The organism is Actinoplanes campanulatus, assembly GCF_014647795.1.
Classification (GTDB): Bacteria; Actinomycetota; Actinomycetes; order Mycobacteriales; family Micromonosporaceae; genus Actinoplanes; species Actinoplanes campanulatus.
Window position 1 is genome coordinate 118,982 of sequence record NZ_BMPW01000015.1, and the last position, 17,718, is coordinate 136,699.

The window sequence follows — 17,718 nt, forward strand, 5'->3', positions numbered from 1 at the left end:
ATGGCGCCGTCGTCACCGATGGCCGTCAAGATCGTCATCAGTGGCGGGTTCGGGGTCGGCAAGACGACCTTCGTCAGCGCCATCTCGGAGATCGAGCCGCTGGTCACCGAGGCGGAGATGACCGAGAGGTCGATCGGGGTGGACGACACCTCGGCGGTCGCCGCCAAGACCACCACCACCGTGGCGCTGGACTTCGGCCGGATCACCCTGGACGACGCGCTGCTGCTCTACCTGTTCGGCACGCCGGGGCAGGACCGGTTCGCGTTCCTCTGGGACGACCTGGTGACCGGGGCGCTCGGCGCCATCGTGCTGGTCGACACCCGCCGGATCGAGGACTGCTTCCCGGCGATCGACTACTTCGAGGAGCACGACATCCCGTTCATCATCGGGGTCAACGCGTTCGACGGGGCGCGCCGTTTCGAGCTGCCCGAGGTCCGCGACGCGCTCGGCATCGCGGAGACCATGCCGCTGCTGGAGTGCGACGCCCGTCAGCGGGAGTCGGTGAAGGCGGTGCTCGTCGCGCTCACCGAACGGGTGCTGGCCCGCCGTCTGGACCGGCTGGCGGGCTGAGGGCACCGTCGCGCTCGATGTACTCGGCACCGGTCTCCGGGCACAGCCAGACGCCGTCGCCCTTGGCGGTCAGCGGGTGCCCGGCCCGGCCCACCCAGCCGACCCGGCGCGCCGGCACGCCGACGACCAGGGCGAAGTCGGGGACGTCCGTGGTGACCACCGCGCCGGCCGCGACCAGCGCCCACCGGCCGACGGTGACCGGGGCGACGCAGACCGCCCGCGCGCCGATCGAGGCGCCCGCACCGATCGTCACGCCGACGGCGGTCCAGTCGTCGCCGGTCTTGAGCCGGCCGTCGGGGGTGACGGCACGCGGGTACTCGTCGTTGGTGAGCACCGCGGCCGGGCCGATGAACACGCCGTCGCCGAGCCGGGCCGGTTCGTAGACCAGGGCGTGGTTCTGGAGCTTGCAGTTGTCGCCGAGGACCACGCCGGGACCCACGTACGCCCCCCGGCCGATGTTGCAGTCCCGCCCGATCGTGGCGCCCTCACGGATCTGCGCGAGATGCCAGACCCTGGTGCCGGCGCCGATCACGGCCCGCTCGTCCACATCGGCTGTCGGTGCGACGGTCATCGTGAGCCTTCCTCGTCATCGATCCGGCACAGGGTAGAGGCAGGCGCCCGACGACGTTGTCAGCCAGCCGACATAGGAGTCCAAAATGGCCATTGAGGGGTCCCCCGATCGGCCGAAGGGTTCGCCTTGACCCCGGCTCCGCCGTAAATCCGTCAGTGATCTGGCGTCCGGCCACAAGGGATCGATAGCTTTCCCGACGGACCGCGTCCGCCACTTCGACGAACGGATTCCTGTGACCTCTCACGCGCCCGACGAGCCCATCGGCGTGGCCGTCATCGGGGCCGGCTACTGGGGCCCCAACCTCGTCCGCAACTTCCAGGGCAGCCCCGCCTTCCATCTGCGGTGGCTCTGCGACCTCGACGTCGATCGGGCCCGGAAGGTGCTCGGTGGCTACTCCACCGTCGGAGTCTCCGCCGACCTCGACGAGGTTCTCGCCGACCCGGGCGTGCACGCCGTCGCCATCGCCACCCCGGCCGGCAGCCACCTGCCCGTCGCCCTGGCCGCGCTGCGCGCCGGCAAGCACGTGCTGGTGGAGAAGCCGCTCGCGGCCACCTTCGAGGAGGGCCGGCAACTGGTCGACGAGGCCGACCGGCGCGGGCTCACCCTGATGTGCGACCACACCTACTGCTACACCCCGGCCGTGCTGCGCATCCGCGACCTGCTGGCCGCCGGCGAGCTGGGCGAGCTGCACTTCCTCGACTCGGTGCGGATCAACCTGGGCCTGGTGCAGCGCGACATCGACGTGGTGTGGGACCTGGCGCCGCACGACCTGTCGATTCTCGACTTCGTGCTGCCGCCCGCGGTCCGGCCGATCGCGGTGGCGGCGCACGGCGCGGACGGGATCGGCGCCGGGCGGGCCTGCGTGGCGTACCTGACGTTGCAGCTCAGCAACGGGGCGATCGCGCACATCCACGTCAACTGGCTGTCCCCGGTGAAGGTGCGCACCGCGATCTTCGGCGGGTCGAAGCGGACCCTCGTGTGGGACGACCTGAACCCCAGCCAGCGGCTGTCGATCTACGACCGCGGGGTGGACGTGGCGTCCCCCGAGGAGCTCGGTGACGAGCAGCGGCGGGACATCCTCGTGTCGTACCGGTCCGGCGACATGGTCGCGCCCGCGCTCACCGAGCGGGAGGCGCTGCGCACCATGGTCGAGGAGTACGCGCGGGCCATCACCACCGGCACACCCGCACTGACCGACGGCCGGTCCGGGCTGCGGGTGCTGGAGCTCCTCCAGGCGGCCTCACGCAGCCTGGCCGAGGGCGGGACCATGATCAAGCTGAGCGAAGGGCACACGGCGTGACTGGGGTACCGATCGAGGGCGCGCGCGCTCTCGTGACCGGCGGGGCGGGCACCATCGGCTCGCACGTCGTCGACGAGCTGGTTCGCGGGGGCGCCTCGGAGATCGTCGTTCTCGACAATCTCGTACGCGGCCGGCGCGACAACCTCGCGTGGGCGCTGGGATCCGGCAATGTCCGGCTCGTCGACGGCGACATCCGGGACAACTCGCTGGTCCGGTCGCTCACCGAGGGCCAGGACCTGGTGTTCCACCTGGCCGCGATCCGGATCACCCAGTGCGCCGAGGAGCCCCGGCTCGCCAACGAGGTGCTGGTCGACGGCACCTTCAACGTGATCGAGGCGGCCGCCGACGCGGGTGTCAAGAAGGTGATCGCGTCGTCGTCGGCGTCGGTCTACGGGCTCGCCGAGGAGTTCCCGACCACCGAGCGGCACCACCCGTACAACAACGACACGTTCTACGGGGCGGCGAAGGCGTTCAACGAGGCGGCGCTGCGCAGCTTCAAGGCCATGAGGGACCTGGACTACGTGGCCCTGCGCTACTTCAACGTGTACGGGCCACGGATGGACATCCACGGTCTCTACACCGAGGTGCTGATCCGCTGGATGGAGCGGATCGAGGCCGGCACTCCCCCGCTGATCCTCGGCGACGGGCTGGCCACCATGGACTTCGTCCACGTCGCCGACATCGCCCGCGCCAACATCCTGGCCGCACGGGCGGACGTCACCGACGAGGTGTTCAACATCGCCAGCCACGAGGAGACCAGCCTCAGGGAGCTGGCCGCCGCGCTCAGCGCCGTGATGAAGTCGGACCTGGCGCCGGAGCACGGGCCGGCCCGCGCGGTCAACGGCGTCACCCGCCGCCTGGCCGACATCTCCCTCGCCGAGCAGCGGCTGGGCTGGAAGCCGCAGCTCACCCTCACCGAGGGCCTCCAGGGCCTGGTCGACTGGTGGCGGTCGTCCCAGTGATCCCGGTGATGATCCCCGACCTCGGGGAGGAGGAGGCGCAGGCCGCCGCCGAGGCGGTCCGCTCCGGCTGGGTCGCGCAGGGGCCGCGGGTCGCCCGGTTCGAGCAGGAGTTCGCGGCCGCGGTCGGCGCCGGGCACGGTGTGGCGGTGTCGTCCTGCACCACCGGCCTGCATCTCGCGCTGGTGCTGCTCGACGTCGGGCCCGGCGACGAGGTGATCGTGCCGTCGCTGTCGTTCATCGCGACCGCCAACGCGGTCCGCTACGTGGGCGCCACCCCGGTCTTCGCCGACGTCGAGCTGGCCACCGGGAACGTCACGGTGGAGACGGTCGACGCGGTGCGCACGCCGCGGACCCGGGCGGTCATCGCGGTGCATCAGGGCGGCGTGCCGTTCGACACCGTCGCGCTGCGCAAGGCCGCCGACGACTGGGGCATCGGCCTGGTCGAGGACGCCGCGTGCGCGGCCGGATCCACCGCCTACGGCGCCCCGGCCGGCACCGGCGCGAGGGTGGCGGCCTGGTCGTTCCACCCACGCAAACTGATCACCACGGGCGAGGGTGGCATGGTCACCGTCGACTCCCCGGAGGCCGCGGCCCGGCTGAAGCGGCTGCGTGAGCACGGCATGAACGTGTCCGCGGCCGATCGGCACGCGTCGAAGCAGCCGGTGCTGGAGGCCTATCTGGAGACGGCCTTCAACTACCGGATGACGGACATCCAGGCCGCGGTCGGGCTGGTGCAGCTCGGCAAGCTGGCGGGGCTGGTCGCACAACGACGGGAGCTTGCCGCCCGCTATCAGCGGCTTCTATCGGATGTCAACGGACTCATCCCCGTTACTGATCCGGCCTATGGACAGACGAACTACCAGTCGTTCTGGGTGCTGCTCACTCCGGCCTACCGAAGAGCACGGGACGAGGTTCTCTCCGAGCTCGCGGCCAAGGGGGTGTCGGCCCGCCGGGGCATCATGGCGGCGCACCTGGAGCCGGCCTACGCGGACGTGACACCTTGCCCGCTGCCGGTGACCGAGCGGATCACCCGGGAGTCGCTGATCCTTCCGCTGCACCACCGGCTGACCGAAGCTGACCAGGACCACATCGTCGGGGTGCTGCGCGAGCTGGCCACCCGGTGAAGGACCTGGTCATCGTCGGAGCCGGTGGCTTCGCCCGGGAGACGGCCGCGGCCGCCACCGGCTGGCGGGTCCTCGGCTTCGTCGACGACGATCCGGCGCTGCACGGGACCCAGCGCTCCGGGTTGCCGATCCTCGGGCCGGTCGACAGCGTGCTCGGGATGGACGCCGCCGTGGTGGTGTGCGTGGGCAATCCACGTGCCTACACCGCCCGGCGGCGCATCGTCGAGCGCCTCGCCCTGCCCCCGCGGCGGTACGCGACCGTCGTACACCCCTCGGTGTCGATCGGCGCCGGCAGCACCGTCGGCGAAGGCACCGTGCTGCTGGCCGGCGCCGTGCTGACCGCCGACGTCACCGTGGGCGCCCACGTGGCGGTCATGCCGCAGGCCGTGCTCACCCATGACGACCTGGTGGCCCCGTACGTGACGATCGCGTCCGGGGTGCGGCTGGGCGGCGGGGTGATCCTGTCCGAGGGCGCCTACGTCGGCGCCGGCGCGCTGCTGCGCGAGGGCGTGACCGTCGGCGCCTGGTCCCTGGTCGGGATGGGCTCGGTCGTGCTCCGCGACGTGCCCCCGGCCGAGGTCTGGGCCGGCAGCCCGGCCCGTTTCCTCCGCAAGTCCTCCGCCCCGGAAAGGCAAAGATCATGACCCGCATCCCGCTCGTCGACCTGGCCGCCGCGCACGCGGAGGTGGCCGAGGAGGTCGAGGCCGGATTCAAGCGCATCATCGCCGACACGGCGTTCATCGGCGGGCCCGAGGTGGCCGCGTTCGAGCGGGAGTACGCCGCGTTCTCCGGGCTGCCGCACTGCGTCGGCGTGGCCAACGGCACCGACGCGCTGGAGCTGGCGTTCAAGGCGGTCGGTGTCGGCCCCGGCACCGAGGTGATCCTGCCGGCCAACACGTTCATCGCCACCGCCGAGGCGGTCGCCCGCACCGGCGCCGAGGTCGTGCTGGTGGACTGCGATCCGCGTACCTATCTGATCGACGTCGAGGCGGCGCTCGCCGCGATCACGCCGCGGACCCGGGCCGTCGTGCCGGTCCACCTGTACGGCCAGCTCGCCCCGGTCGAACAGCTCCGGGCCGGGATCGGCGGCCGGGACATCGTCGTCGTCGAGGACGCCGCGCAGTCGCAGGGCGCCACCCGGCACGGGCGGGGCTCCGGTGTGGACGGCATCGCGGCGACCAGCTTCTACCCCGGCAAGAACCTCGGCGCCTACGGTGACGCCGGCGCCGTCACCACCGATTCCGAGGAGTGGGCCACCACGGTCCGCACCCTCGGCAGTCACGGTGGCCTGCGCAAATACCACCATGACCTGGTCGGCGTGAACAGCCGCCTCGACGGTCTCCAGGCGGTCGTGCTGCGCGCCAAGCTGGCCCGGCTGGCCTCGTGGAACGAGCGGCGCCGGGCCGCGGCCGCCCGCTACGACGAGCTGCTCGCCGGGCTCGGCGAGGTGATCCGCCCGGTCACCCTGGACGGCAACGTGCACGTGTGGCACATCTACTGTGTCCGGGTGCCGAACCGCGACGAGGTGCTCACGAGACTGAACGCGGCCGGGGTCGGCGCCGCCATCCACTACCCCGTCCCGGTGCACCGGACCGGCGCGTTCGCGTCGCTCGGCGGCTCGTTCCCGAACGCCGAGCGGGTGGCCCCGGAGATCCTGTCCCTGCCGATCTACCCGCAGATCACCCCGGACCAGCAGGCCCGCGTGGCCGAGGCCCTGGCCGGGGCGCTACGCCCCTGAGGAAAAGCCGCACCGTGTATGTGACGATCCGGGACCGCCCGGCCGACGGAATCGGGCCCACGGCCGGGAAGGTCTCCGCGACCGTGCTGCTGCTGGGCACGGTCAGCCTGCTCACCGACGTCTCCTCCGAGATGGTGGCGTCGGTGCTGCCGCTGTACCTGACGGCGGCGGTCGGGTTGAGCCCGGTGGCGTACGGCTTCCTGGACGGCGTGTACCAGGGCGTCAGCGCGTTCCTGCGCATCGCCGGCGGCTACGCCGGTGACCGTGGCGGGCAGCCCAAGTGGGTGGCGGTCGTGGGGTACGGCGCCTCCGCGATCAGCCGGATCGCGATGCTCGCGGCCACCGGCTTCGCCGCGATCACCGCCGTGGTCACCGCGGACCGTCTCGGCAAGGGCCTGCGGACCGCGCCCCGGGACGCGCTGATCGCCGAGGCGTCCGATCCGGCGATGCTGGGCCGCGCGTTCGGCGTGCACCGTGCCCTCGACACGATCGGCGCGGCGCTCGGACCGCTTGTCGCGTTCGCGCTGCTGTGGAGCGTGCCCGGCAGCTACGACTCGATCTTCGTGGTGTCGTTCGCGTTCGCCGTGGTGGGCGTCGCCGTACTGGTGCTGTTCGTGCCGAACCTGCGCACCACCGCCCCGTCCGCCCGGACCGGCCTGCGCCGGGTGCTGCGTGAGGTGGGTGGGCGGCGGCTGCGCCGGCCGCTGATCGCGGCCGGGCTGCTCGGCCTGCTCACCGTCGGCGACGGATTCCTCTACCTGGCACTCCAGGAGCGCGATGACGTCGCGGCCGTCTATTTCCCGCTTCTCTACGTGGGTACGAACATCGCCTACCTGGCGCTCGCCGTACCGATGGGCCGCCTGGCCGACCGGTTCGGCCGCGCCCGTGTCCTGGTGGCCGGGCACGGCGCCCTGCTCGCGTGTTACCTGCTGGGCGCGCTGCCGTCCGGCGGCCCCGGCCTGACCCTGGCCGTCCTGCTGCTGCTCGGGGTGTTCTACGCGGCCACCGACGGGGTCCTGCCGGCGCTGGTCAGCCGGCTGGTCCCGGCGGAGACCCGGGGCAGCGGCATCGCGGCCGCGCAGACCGTGGTGGTGCTGGCCCGGTTCGCGTCGTCGCTGACCTTCGGGGTGCTGTGGGCGGTACGGGGGCCCGCCGTGTCGCTGCTGCTGTTCGCCGCGTTCCTGGTCGTGGCGATCGGAGTCGCGGCGTGGATGCTGCGCGGCGCCGAGGCGGCACGGTGAGCCTCCGCAACCGCGTCGCCGTCCTGGTCACGGTCCTGATCGTCGCCGTGGCCGGCGCCGGCGCCTACGTGTGGAACGTGCGCCGCGACCAGGCCCGTACGGTGGCCGCCGCACCGCCGGTCCCGCCGGGCGCCGACCTGGCCACCGTGCGCGCCGAGCCGCATCTTGTGTTCCGCAGCACAGCCCTCGGCGCAGGCTACGGCAAGGTCGCGGTCGTCCCGTTGACCGCTCCCGACGGGCCGCGGACGCTCACCCCCGCCTCCTGCGAACGCGTCTACGCCACCGCCGCCGACGCGATCTGTCTCTCCGCCGAACGCGGGCTGGTCACCACCTACCAGGCGCGGCTGCTGGACCCCTCGTGGGCGCCGGTCCGGGATCTGCCGCTGACCGGCATACCGAGCCGGGCCCGGCTGTCCCGGGACGGAACACTGGCCGCCACCACCACGTTCGTCTTCGGCGACTCCTACGCCAACCCGGGACAGTTCTCCACCCGTACCGTGGTCACCCGGGTGGACGGCGAGGTCGTCGGCGACATCGAGAAGTTCACGCTGACCGTCGACGGCCGGGTCGTCACGTCGGTGGACAAGAACCTGTGGGGCGTCACGTTCCTCGACGGGGACCGGTTCTACGCGACCGCCGCGTCGGGCGCGCGGACGTGGCTGGTCGAGGGCAGCCTTTCCGCCCGTGCCGTCACCGCCCTGCACGACGACGTCGAGTGCCCGTCGCTGTCGCCGGACCGTACCCGGGTCGCCTTCAAGAAGCACGGCGACCTGCCCGCCGGAAGGTGGCGGCTGGCCGTCTACGACCTGCGTACCGGCGCCGAGACCCTGCTGGCCGAGACCCGCAGCATCGACGACCAGGTCGAATGGCTCGACGACCGGACCGTCGTCTACGGACTTCCGCGGGAGACCGCCGGCACCGCGTCCAGCGACGTGTGGCGGGTCTCCGCCGACGGCACGGGCCGGCCACAGTTGCTCATCCACGACGCATGGTCGCCCGCGGTGGTCCGCGGCGAGGAAGGCTCCTGATGCGCGTCCTGTACTCGTTCCCCACCCGGCTCGGCGTCTCCGGCATCGGCATGACCGCCTGGCATCAGGTCAGCGGCGCCGCCGAGCACGGCGCCGAGGTCACCGTGCTCTGCGCCAGCAACGAGCGGCCGCTGCCGCCCGGCGTCCGGGTCGTCGAGACGTTGCGCCCGGCCGGGTTCAAGGTGCCGTTCCGGGTCGTCGGCTACCTGCGCGCCCTGGACTGGCACGACCGCCGGGCCGCGGCCGCCCTGCGCCGCCTCGCCGGCCGCATCGACCTGGTGCACGCCTGGCCGCTACGGTCCGAGCGGCTCCTGACCGCGGCCCGCCGCTTCGGGGTGCCCAGCGTCCTGGAACGGCCGAACGCGCACACCGGATTCGCCTTCGACGCCGTCGAGAAGGTCTGCGCCGACCTCGGCATCCCGGTCGATCCGTCCAGCCCGCACGCCCGGCAACCCGAGAAGCTGGCCATCGAGGAGCGCGAGTACGCACTGGCCGGCCGCCTGCTCTGCCCGTCCGACTTCGTGGCGCGCACCTTCCTCGACGCCGGCACACCGGCGGGCCGGCTGCTGCGGCACCGCTACGGCTACGACCCCGGCCGCTTCCACACCGAGGGCCGCGACGACTCCGGACGGCCGTTCACCGTCGGCTTCGTGGGGCGCGGCGAACCGCGCAAAGGACTGCACGACGCGCTCCGGGCCTGGCTGCGCTGCGGCGCCGCCGACGCCGGCGGCCGGTTCGTCATCGCCGGAACCATCGAACCCGGCTACCGGCGGGTCATCGAGGAGTTGCTCGCCCACCCCAGCGTCACCGAGGCCGGCCACGTGCCCGATCCGGCGGCCCTCATGCGCGACTGCGACGTGCTGGTGCTGCCCTCGGTGGAGGAGGGCAGCGCGCTCGTCACCTACGAGGCCCGGGCGTGCGGGTGCGTGCTCGTGGTCTCCGACCACAGCGGCGCCCCCGGCACCGACGGGGTGGACGCGCTGTTCCACCCGGCCGGCGACGTGGACGCGCTGACCGAACGGCTGCGCTCGCTGTGGACCGACCCGGCGCTTCTCGCCCGGCTCCGCGCCGCGAGTGTCCGCGGAGCCGGGGAGCTGACCTGGTCGGCGGCGGGCGCCGTGCTGACCGGCGCCTACCGGGAGGCGGCCGGCGCGCCGTAGACCTCGTCCTCGATGGTCTCCCGGGTCACCCGTTTCGCGTCGTCCCACGGCGTCGCCCGGACGCTGGCGGCGACCACCTCCGGCGCGGGCCGGTCGCCGCCGACGATCCCGCCGATCGCCTCGGCCAGCCCGTACGCCGTCGGGTGCGCCCACCGCACATGCGGATTGTCCAGCGTCACCTTGGCGTACTCGGACTCGGCCATCACCGGCACCACTCCGCAGGCCAGCATCTCGTCCGGCACCAGCGACAGGTTGGTGAAGGACATCGCGATCCCGGCCGCACAGTCGTTGTAGAGGGCGGCGAGCTTCGCCGGTTTGAGCACCCCGTGGTTGATCGCCGGGAAGGGCACCTCGACCGTCGGATCGCCGAAGATGTGGATCGGCTGCTCCGGGTGGCGCCGATGGAACTCCCGCAGGGCCAGCAGACCGAGCAGGAACCCACGGCGCGGCACATCCCGCTTGGCGTAGAACACCACACCGGTTCGCGGCGCCGGATTGGTGAGCCCGTAGATGTTCGTGTCGATCCCGAAGTTCGCCACCGCCGCCGTCACCCCGAACCGGTCCCGCAGCAGGTTCGCCAGCATCGGCCCCACCGTGATCGACCGGAACCCGAACCGGTAGGTGTCCTCGGCCAGGACGTAGTGCGAGCCCTGCGGGTAGAAGAACGGCTCGAAGTCCTGGACGAAGTAGAGCCGCCGGGTCGGCAGGTCGGCGCGCGCGGCCAGCACGTGCGCGGTCTCCCACGCCGAGGCGACGTACGCGTCGAGCGGGGCGAGCCCGTCCGCCACCGACCGCACCTCGGCCCGCACGCCCGGCCAGTACTGCCGGATCACCCGCTCGTGCCGGGCCAGATCGCCACGGAACGGGTCGTACAGGTAGAGCACGCAGGTGTGGCCGGCCGCCTCCATCCCCTCGATCATGCGGAAGAAGGTGGTGTGCCCGCCCGAGCCGGCGCCGGGCGGCGAGCAGATCCAGCCGACGGTCAGCGGGGTGCCCCGTTCCGGGCGCTTCCCGGGCACGATGAGCCGCAGATCCCGGGAGTCGGCCATGTAGTCCAGGTCGATCTGGGTCTCCAGTTCGGAGGCCCCCAGCCGCCGGTAAGCGACCCGGGCGGCGCGTTGCGCGATCCCGCGCACCCCCGAATCCCGGAGTAGCCGGACGGCCTCGCGGCGGCGGGCGTTGAGTCGGCGCAGGTCGGGACTCATATGCTCAGGATCCCCAGTCGGCGGGCCAGGCGCAGCGAGCGGTCGAAGACGAACATGCCGGCCACGAAGGTGACCAGGGTGAAACCGGCCAGGATCAGCGTCGCGGCCAGCGGGGACAGACCCTCGGCGGGCGTCCCGGGGATCAGCAGCCGGCGTTCGGCGGCGATCACGTACGAATGCGGCACCAGATAGCTGGCCCAGCGGATCCAGACCGGCAGCACCTCGATCGGGAAGAGCGCGCCACCGAGGACCGAGGCCGCGAGGCTGTACAGCATCACGACCGGCTCACCCCGTTTGAACAGCAGGATGAAGCTCGCCGCGAAGGAGCCGAGCGCGTTGCACGCCAGGATGCCGAGGAAGAGCACCAGCAGCGCGGCGGGGATGCCGGGGGCGTGGACCGGGCCGCCGAGCAGCCAGCCGAGCGCCACCATGACGCAGGCCAGCAGGGCGCCGGTGACGCTGCGCCAGATGTTCATCGCGACCGGGATGAGCGCCCACGGCACCGGCTCGACCAGGTAGGTCTCCAGGGTGCCGCGTTCCATCGCGAAGTTGAGCCGCCCGGTGAGGCCGGTCAGCGCGTCCTGCAGTCCGGCGATCACCGCGGCGCCGATGAGCATGGTCATGAACAGCTCGTCGGAGATGGTCAGGAAGGTGCTCTGGAAGTAGTAGAGCAGCACCGGGAACACCACGGCGAGATAGCGCATGATCGTCGAGGCCGGGAACATCCGCTCCTCGACCAGGTCGATCCGGATGTACGCCTCGAGCGTGTCGACGACCTTGGTGAACCGGCTGCGCTTGTTGACCGTGGCCGGGTAGACGGATGTCATGCCTTCGTTCCCCGTTCGTACACGCGGGCGATGAGGTCGCGCAGGGGCATCGGGTGCTCCCGCACGTGGCGGATCGAGGCGGCCAGCGGGCCGAGCCGGGCCAGCACCGCGCCGACCGGCTCGTCACCGGCGTGCCCGCAGCGCACCGAGGTGTCGTCGACGTGGGCCTCGAGCCCTTGAGCGGCCAGGTTGTCCGCCACGGCGTAGGCGTCGGCGGGAGTGTCGAGGACGAACTCGACGACCGGCCGGTCCCATTCGCGGCGCAGGCTGTCCAGGTCGCCCGAGTAGTTCACCCGGCCCCGGTCCATCAGCAGCGCGTGTGACTGGAGGGCCTCGATCTCCTCCAGCCGGTGCGAGGAGATGAGCACCGCGAGGCGCTCCTGCTTGACCAGGTCCATGATCAGGGTCAGCAGGCCGTGCGCGGCGATCGGATCGACGGCGCCGGTCGGCTCGTCCAGGATCAGCGCGCGCGGGCCGGGCAGCAGGGCGCGGGCGAGCCGCAGCCGCGCCCGCATGCCGGCCGAGAGGCCGGCCACGACCGACTCGGTCTGGGCGGTCAGGTTCACCGTCTCCAGGACGTACGGGATCCGCTCCGCGAGTTCACGGCGTGGCATGCCCTGGAGGCGGCCGTGCAGTTGGAGGTTCTCCTTGGAGGTGGCGCGCATGAGCAGGCTGCGGTCCTCGGACGGCATCCAGCCGACCACCTGGCGGACCTGTTCGGAGTCGCGGCCGGCGTCCAGGCCCATGATGGTGGCGGTGCCGCCGGTCGAGGTGGTGAGGCCCACCAGGATCCGGAACATGGTGGTCTTGCCGGCGCCGTTGGGGCCCACGATCGCGCAGATCTCGCCGGCCCGGACGGTCAGGTCGACGCCGTCGAGTGCCTTGACCGGCTCGGTCAGGTGTGAGCGGGCGAAGATCCGCATCCATCGCGGGGTGGGTTCGTAGAGCTTCGTCAGGCCGGACAGGACGATGACGTCGTCGCCGTCCACGGAAGTGCTCGTCACAGTGACCGTACCGCCGGGGAGATGCCGGAGTGACGCCAGCGGCGCCATCCGAGGTGGAGCACCGCGCGGTCGCGCAGCGCCGTGACAGGGACGGGGACGACGGGGCCACGGCCCGCGGCGTACCGCTCGTAGGTTCGCCGTAGTGCGCTGTCCTCGGACGCCGGCCAGATCTCACCGGCCAGTTCGGCGAGGCGGGCCAGCTGTTCGGCCTCGGCAGCGCCGGGGCGGCCACGCTCGTAGGGCCGGCAGGCCAGGATCAGGGCCTCCCGGGCCAGCGCGCGGTACGCGTCGTCGCGCAGCCGGCCGGCGCCGGGCAGCCGGTCGCCGTCCTCCTCGAACAGGATCCGCAGGGTGAGGTGACGCTGCTCCACGTCGAGGACGTCGCCGGAGTACTCGCCGGTGTGCATGTTGGCCCCGTGGACCCGGTAGAACGCCTGGTCGACGCCGTTGACCCGGCCGATCGCGGCGCGGGTGCCGGCGCGCAGCCACAGGTGGTAGTCGGCGGCGTGCGGGAGCCGGGCGTCGTACCCCACGAGGTCGCGCATCGTGCTGGCCCGCATCATCACCTCGGGGGTGTAGATGGGGTTGGTGGCCGTGCGGGTCACCCGGCCGACCCACTCCGGCCCGTCCCAGATGGACCAGGACCGCAGGGTGGTCCGCGGTGGCGGTGGGGTGCCGAAGAACCGGCGGGAGAAGCCGTACACCAGGCCGACCTCGGGATGTGCCCGCAGCAGCGCGGCGGAGCGGGCGAGGGAGCCCTTCGCGAGCAGGTCGTCGGCGGAGAGCAGGACGACGAACTCGCCCTCGGCGGCGGCCAGGCCCTCGTTGTACGTGGCGATGTGCCGCTTGTTGGTCTCGTGGGCGATCACGGTGACCCGTGGGTCCTCCGCCGCGATCCGCCGGGCCACCTCGGCGCTGCCGTCCGGTGACGCGTCGTCCACGATCAGGGCGTCGACGTCGACCTGGTCGGCGTCGGCGAAGACCGTCTCGAGGCACTCGGCGAGGAAGTGGCCGTAGTTGTAGCAGGGGATCACGACGGTGACCCGGGGCCGGTCCGTCAGCGCCCGGGGGGTTACCTTCCGCACCGGCCAGCCCTTCTCTCTCGGCTCACGGTCAGCCTAGTTTCGGCGGGCATCAATATTCTTCCTGTCGTCGGGATCCCGACCGTCCGGTGTGGACGGGGCCGGCACGTGCGTACCGGCCCCGTCCCTGGCGTCAGTTGTTCGGGATGAAGTAGACGTCGACCCAGAAGTTGTGGTTGGAGGCCGAGTTCGGGAACCCGCCGTCGTAGGTGAAGACACCTCCGGCCGGGGGCACGTGCAGGGGTGCGTTGTCGTGCCCGTTGGCGTAGGCGTTCAGGTCGGCCGAGTAGTAGCCCCTGCTCGTCCGGTACGACGCCACGAACGTGGTGTTCGCGGAGATGTCCACCGGGTTGTCGAACAGCAGGGTCTGCCAGCCGGAGCCGGTCTCGTACTCGAACGTCCCGGAGGCGATCTCCTGCCCGCCCGCGGTCCACAGGGTGCCGCGGTGGGTGCCGGTGTTCTGCGTGCCCTTCCAGAACCGGATGCCGTGCACCTTGCCGGCGACGTCGGAGCGGAACTTCACACCGACCTCGATGCCCGAGTTGTCGTCGAAGTTCTCCACCGCCGGGGTGGCCGACCCGAGGATCGTCGACGATCCGGCCGGCGGGTCCGGCTGCTCGGCGGGCGGCGGCGGGCCGTCCGGCACGAACAGCGGGTCCACCCAGTAGTTGGTGGCGCCGTAGGTGCTCTCCGGCAACCGGTCACTGCCGTAGGCGTACACCCCGTTGGCGCCGGTCGCGGCGGTCATGGTGCGGTCCGGGGCGATGCGTGCCTCGTTGAAGTAGCCGGGGTCGTAGGCGTAGTTGCCGTTCGGCGCCCAGTACGCCACCGTGTACGTCACACCGGCCGTCACGTCGACGGGCTGCGCGAAGTGCACGGACTGCCAGCCCGACTCCGACTCGGTGCCGAAGGTCGCCTTGGCCATCTGGCCGCCGGGCCCGTAGAGCGTGCCGGTGTGGATGCCGTTGTTGCCGGGGCCCTTGTAGAACCGGACGCCGATCACCAGGCCGTCGACCGTGGGCTTGAACCGGGCGCCCAGCGTGATGGCGTCGGAGTCACCGGACGACGCGGCGCCGGGTGTCGCGTCGGGGGCGAACAGGGTCGACACCTGGGCGTACGGCGTCGTGGTGAACGTCCACTCCAGCGGGGTGCTGGCGACGCCCTGGAGGTCCTGGGCGGTGACCCGGGCGGTGTAGGCGACCGCCGTGTCCAACGATGCCGTCGGCCGGAAGGTCACCGAGCGGGTGTCCGCGTCGTAGACCGTGGCGCCGGGGACGGTCGTGCCGTCCGGGCGACGCAGGGTGAACGCGATCGAGGACGCGGCCAGCGGCTTCGAGAAGACCGCCATCGGCTGGGCGTTGAGCGCGACCCCGATCTCGGCGTCCTCCGGGGCGGTGGTCAGCACGGTCGGCGCCGCCGTCTCGCCGTCGACGAACGTCACGTCGACGTAGTAGTTGGCGTCGGTCGACGAGGCGATGACCGGGACGCCGTTGCCGGCCCGGAACATCCCGTTGCCGCCGGAGGTGCGGCCGCGCGGTGCGGTCAGTGGACCGGACTTCCAGTCCAGGCTGCTGAAGAAGCGGTCGTCGGCGGCGTACCGGCCGTTGGGCGCGTAGTAGCCGACGATGTACGTGGTGTTCTTGGTGACCGGCAGCGGCTTGGAGAACTTCAGCCTCTGCCAGCCGGTCGCCGTCTCGTCGGCGAACGATCCGGTACGCAGGAGCTGGCCGGTCGACGACCACACCGAGCCGGTGTGCGAGCCGCTGTTGCCGGAGCCCTTGTAGAAGCGCACGCCGGTGACGGTGCCGTCGGTGCTCGGCGTGAACCTGGTGCCGAGGGTCACGGCGGAGCCGTCGTCGGCGACCGGGATCTGCGGGACCCGCTGCCCGAACAGGGTGGTCGGGCCGTTCAGGTCGAAGGTGCGGACCGCCGGGCTGGTCCCGATGTTGCCGCTGTCGTCGACGCCACGGGCCCGGACCACCTGGGTGGCGGCGCCGGTGGCGTAGAACTGGTAGCTCCACGAGGAGCCGCCGGTGGCCGGGTGCCAGGTCTGGCCGTCGTCGGTGGAGACCTCGACGCCGGCCACTCGGCCGCCGCCCAGGTCGGTGGCGGTGCCCTGCACGGTGACCTTCGCGCCGTTGGTCATCGCGGAGCCGGCCGCCGGCGAGGTGATCGTGGTGGTGGGCCCGACGGTGTCGGTGGATGCGGTGGTGGCGACCAGGTTCGACATCAGCGACGTGGGTTGTACGCCCATGTCGGCCAGCAGGTTGACGGTCGCCTGCTGCATCACCCGGTCGGCCGGTTCCTGCGCTTCGCCGTCGTGTTTCTCGTCCAGGCCCCAGGCCCACTGGATGGTGCCGGCGCCGAACACCAGCGCGCCGCTGGGCGCCCGGTAGAGGGTGAGGTGGTGGGTGGTGGTGCCGGGGGCGGTCCGCAGCCCGAAGTCGAGCAGGTACTCCGGGGCCGGGCCGGTCGTGGTGGAGAGCCGGATCAGGCCCGGCGGGCGGAAGCCGTTGTCCAGGTCCTCGTCGGACTCGTAGCCGACGGTGTGGTTGGCGAGGGTGAGGGTGTCGCCGGTGTTCTGCCCGGCCGCGGCGGTGTGCCGCCAGAACCTGTTCTCGCCCTGGGCGGCGGGCACCTTGAGGGCCAGATCGGTGTTGTTGGACATGTAGAGCACGCCGGTCAGCGCGTTCTCCGGGGCGCCACCGTTGGACGGCGGGGTGAACCGCGGGTCACGCCAGGTGCCGGTCCACTCGGTGGACGGGTCGATCTTGTCGCCTGCCCAGGTCTCCTTGTAGCAGACCAGGGTGCGGTTCGGGGTGTTCGCACCGTCGACGCTCGGCTCCCAGCGGGTCTTCCAGTAGACCTCGTTGCCGCTGAAGAAGGCGAGGTGGACGCCCGCGTCCCGGGCCGCCTCGACGTTCGCCCGCTCCGGGCCGGACCAGTACTCGTCGTGGCCCACCGACAGGAACGCCTTGTGGTTGCGAATCAGGTTGCCGCGGATGTCGGCGTCCAGGTCGGTGAAGTAGCTGACGTCGTAGCCGTTGCGCTCCAGGAAGCGCAGCATCGGGTACTCGTTGGCGAACAGGTAGTCGCGGCCCCCGGCGACGCCGCGCGTCTCGTACGGCCGGTTGTAGCTGAGCTTGACCGCGCGGCCCATCGGGCCGCCCCAGTAGAAGTTGGAGCCGCCGTAGGTGTTGTACGCCTGCCAGGTGGCGTCGGAGGTCTTGAAGTACAGCTTCGAGGTGCTGGCGTCGTTGCGGACCACGAACGGGATCTGGCTGGTGTCGCCGGACTCCTCGATGACCAGCTTGGCGATGAAGATGCCGGAGACGGTGCTCGCCGGCACGGTCCACGTCGCCGACACCGACCAGGTGCCGCAGTCGTAGATCTCGGTGGCGGCGTTGGTGACGCACTCCGGCTGCGGGGCGCCCAGCGGCGGGCGCAGCGTGTCCAGCTTGCGCGCGCCGTCGCCCTGGTACCAGCCGAGCCGGTAGATGTCGATGCGGTACGCCGACACGGCCTTGATCTTGAAGCCGATCGTCTGCCCGACGTTGACGCTGGCGTCGGTCGCGAAACCCTGAACGGTCTCGTCGCCCGAACCCCAGATGTCGTCCCATTCCTCCGACGGCGTCCCCGGTTTGCTGTTCTCGCAGACGATCGGGTTCACCGGGCTGGCGCACGGATCGGCCGCGTAGGCCGGGGCGCCAGCGACAGCGCCGGTGGAGACCATCACCGCCACGCAACTGGCGGCCGCGACCGCCGCCTTGATCACAGACTTCGTGCGGCGCGACCGCCGGGCCACCAGCCCTGGCAGGTCAAACTTCCCGATCACCGCGTCGACTCCCCCACCATTGCCCCCAAAGAACTACACACACCGATGTCGGCCGAACGCTAACGGGGCGC

15 protein-coding genes are annotated in these 17,718 nt (G+C 71.8%); 9 read left to right on the top strand and 6 right to left on the bottom strand.

The window, feature by feature from the left end:
• Positions 1-570, top strand: coding sequence for a GTP-binding protein (locus IEZ13_RS27310; RefSeq protein ID WP_183218410.1), 570 nt, complete (start codon positions 1-3; stop codon positions 568-570).
• On the opposite strand, the gene IEZ13_RS27315 is transcribed toward IEZ13_RS27310, so the two are convergent.
• Complete coding sequence (locus tag IEZ13_RS27315) at positions 524-1,141, bottom strand: acyltransferase (protein ID WP_183218174.1); 618 nt, start codon at positions 1,139-1,141, stop codon at positions 524-526. The genes IEZ13_RS27310 and IEZ13_RS27315 overlap by 47 nt on opposite strands.
• A 232-nt stretch (positions 1,142-1,373) precedes the next feature.
• On the opposite strand from IEZ13_RS27315, the gene IEZ13_RS27320 reads away from it, so the two are divergent.
• Genes IEZ13_RS27320 through IEZ13_RS27355 form a run of 8 tightly spaced genes read left to right on the top strand, consistent with a single transcriptional unit; the run spans position 1,374 to position 9,694 of the window.
• Positions 1,374-2,441, top strand: coding sequence for a Gfo/Idh/MocA family protein (locus tag IEZ13_RS27320; RefSeq protein ID WP_203833875.1), 1,068 nt, complete (start codon positions 1,374-1,376; stop codon positions 2,439-2,441).
• On the top strand, positions 2,438-3,403 hold the full coding sequence (locus IEZ13_RS27325) for an NAD-dependent epimerase/dehydratase family protein (protein ID WP_183218172.1): 966 nt from the start codon (positions 2,438-2,440) through the stop codon (positions 3,401-3,403). Before IEZ13_RS27320 ends, IEZ13_RS27325 begins: the two co-directional genes overlap by 4 nt.
• Positions 3,385-4,527, top strand: a complete 1,143-nt coding sequence (locus IEZ13_RS27330) for a DegT/DnrJ/EryC1/StrS family aminotransferase (protein WP_229795086.1) — start codon at positions 3,385-3,387, stop codon at positions 4,525-4,527. Before IEZ13_RS27325 ends, IEZ13_RS27330 begins: the two co-directional genes overlap by 19 nt.
• The gene (locus IEZ13_RS27335) at positions 4,524-5,171 is read left to right on the top strand and encodes an acetyltransferase (protein ID WP_183218170.1); all 648 of its coding nucleotides are present in this window, start codon (positions 4,524-4,526) and stop codon (positions 5,169-5,171) included. Before IEZ13_RS27330 ends, IEZ13_RS27335 begins: the two co-directional genes overlap by 4 nt.
• Positions 5,168-6,265, top strand: a complete 1,098-nt coding sequence (locus tag IEZ13_RS27340; RefSeq protein ID WP_183218168.1) for a DegT/DnrJ/EryC1/StrS family aminotransferase — start codon at positions 5,168-5,170, stop codon at positions 6,263-6,265. Before IEZ13_RS27335 ends, IEZ13_RS27340 begins: the two co-directional genes overlap by 4 nt.
• Before the next feature lie 14 nt (positions 6,266-6,279).
• Positions 6,280-7,506 carry an MFS transporter gene (locus tag IEZ13_RS27345; RefSeq protein WP_203833876.1) on the top strand — a complete coding sequence of 409 codons (1,227 nt, stop codon included), beginning with the start codon at positions 6,280-6,282 and terminating at the stop codon, positions 7,504-7,506.
• On the top strand, positions 7,503-8,534 hold the full coding sequence (locus IEZ13_RS27350; RefSeq protein ID WP_203833877.1) for a TolB-like translocation protein: 1,032 nt from the start codon (positions 7,503-7,505) through the stop codon (positions 8,532-8,534). Before IEZ13_RS27345 ends, IEZ13_RS27350 begins: the two co-directional genes overlap by 4 nt.
• Positions 8,534-9,694: a glycosyltransferase family 4 protein gene (locus IEZ13_RS27355; RefSeq protein WP_183218163.1), complete on the top strand. Its 1,161-nt coding sequence runs from the start codon at positions 8,534-8,536 to the stop codon at positions 9,692-9,694. Before IEZ13_RS27350 ends, IEZ13_RS27355 begins: the two co-directional genes overlap by 1 nt.
• On the opposite strand, the gene IEZ13_RS27360 is transcribed toward IEZ13_RS27355, so the two are convergent.
• The 5 genes from IEZ13_RS27360 to IEZ13_RS27380 form a co-directional block, all read right to left on the bottom strand.
• Positions 9,667-10,899: a rhamnosyltransferase WsaF family glycosyltransferase gene (locus tag IEZ13_RS27360; protein WP_183218161.1), complete on the bottom strand. Its 1,233-nt coding sequence runs from the start codon at positions 10,897-10,899 to the stop codon at positions 9,667-9,669. The genes IEZ13_RS27355 and IEZ13_RS27360 overlap by 28 nt on opposite strands.
• Positions 10,896-11,726: an ABC transporter permease gene (locus IEZ13_RS27365; protein ID WP_183218159.1), complete on the bottom strand. Its 831-nt coding sequence runs from the start codon at positions 11,724-11,726 to the stop codon at positions 10,896-10,898. Before IEZ13_RS27365 ends, IEZ13_RS27360 begins: the two co-directional genes overlap by 4 nt.
• Positions 11,723-12,730, bottom strand: coding sequence for an ABC transporter ATP-binding protein (locus IEZ13_RS27370; protein ID WP_183218157.1), 1,008 nt, complete (start codon positions 12,728-12,730; stop codon positions 11,723-11,725). The genes IEZ13_RS27365 and IEZ13_RS27370 overlap by 4 nt, the downstream gene beginning before the upstream one ends.
• Positions 12,727-13,815, bottom strand: coding sequence for a glycosyltransferase family 2 protein (locus IEZ13_RS27375; protein ID WP_183218155.1), 1,089 nt, complete (start codon positions 13,813-13,815; stop codon positions 12,727-12,729). The genes IEZ13_RS27370 and IEZ13_RS27375 overlap by 4 nt, the downstream gene beginning before the upstream one ends.
• 130 nt (positions 13,816-13,945) lie before the next feature.
• The gene (locus tag IEZ13_RS27380) at positions 13,946-17,647 is read right to left on the bottom strand and encodes a DUF4082 domain-containing protein (RefSeq protein ID WP_183218153.1); all 3,702 of its coding nucleotides are present in this window, start codon (positions 17,645-17,647) and stop codon (positions 13,946-13,948) included.
• Positions 17,648-17,718 lie beyond the last annotated feature (71 nt).

Bases quoted from the DNA above. Each gene is read 5' to 3' on its own strand.
- IEZ13_RS27340 (WP_183218168.1), top strand. From the start codon at position 5,168: ATGACCCGCATCCCGCTCGTCGACCTGGCCGCCGCGCACGCGGAGGTG.
- IEZ13_RS27355 (WP_183218163.1), top strand. From the start codon at position 8,534: ATGCGCGTCCTGTACTCGTTCCCCACCCGGCTCGGCGTCTCCGGCATC.
- IEZ13_RS27365 (WP_183218159.1), bottom strand. From the start codon at position 11,726: ATGACATCCGTCTACCCGGCCACGGTCAACAAGCGCAGCCGGTTCACC.
- IEZ13_RS27360 (WP_183218161.1), bottom strand. From the start codon at position 10,899: ATGAGTCCCGACCTGCGCCGACTCAACGCCCGCCGCCGCGAGGCCGTC.
- IEZ13_RS27310 (WP_183218410.1), top strand. From the start codon at position 1: ATGGCGCCGTCGTCACCGATGGCCGTCAAGATCGTCATCAGTGGCGGG.
- IEZ13_RS27315 (WP_183218174.1), bottom strand. From the start codon at position 1,141: ATGACCGTCGCACCGACAGCCGATGTGGACGAGCGGGCCGTGATCGGC.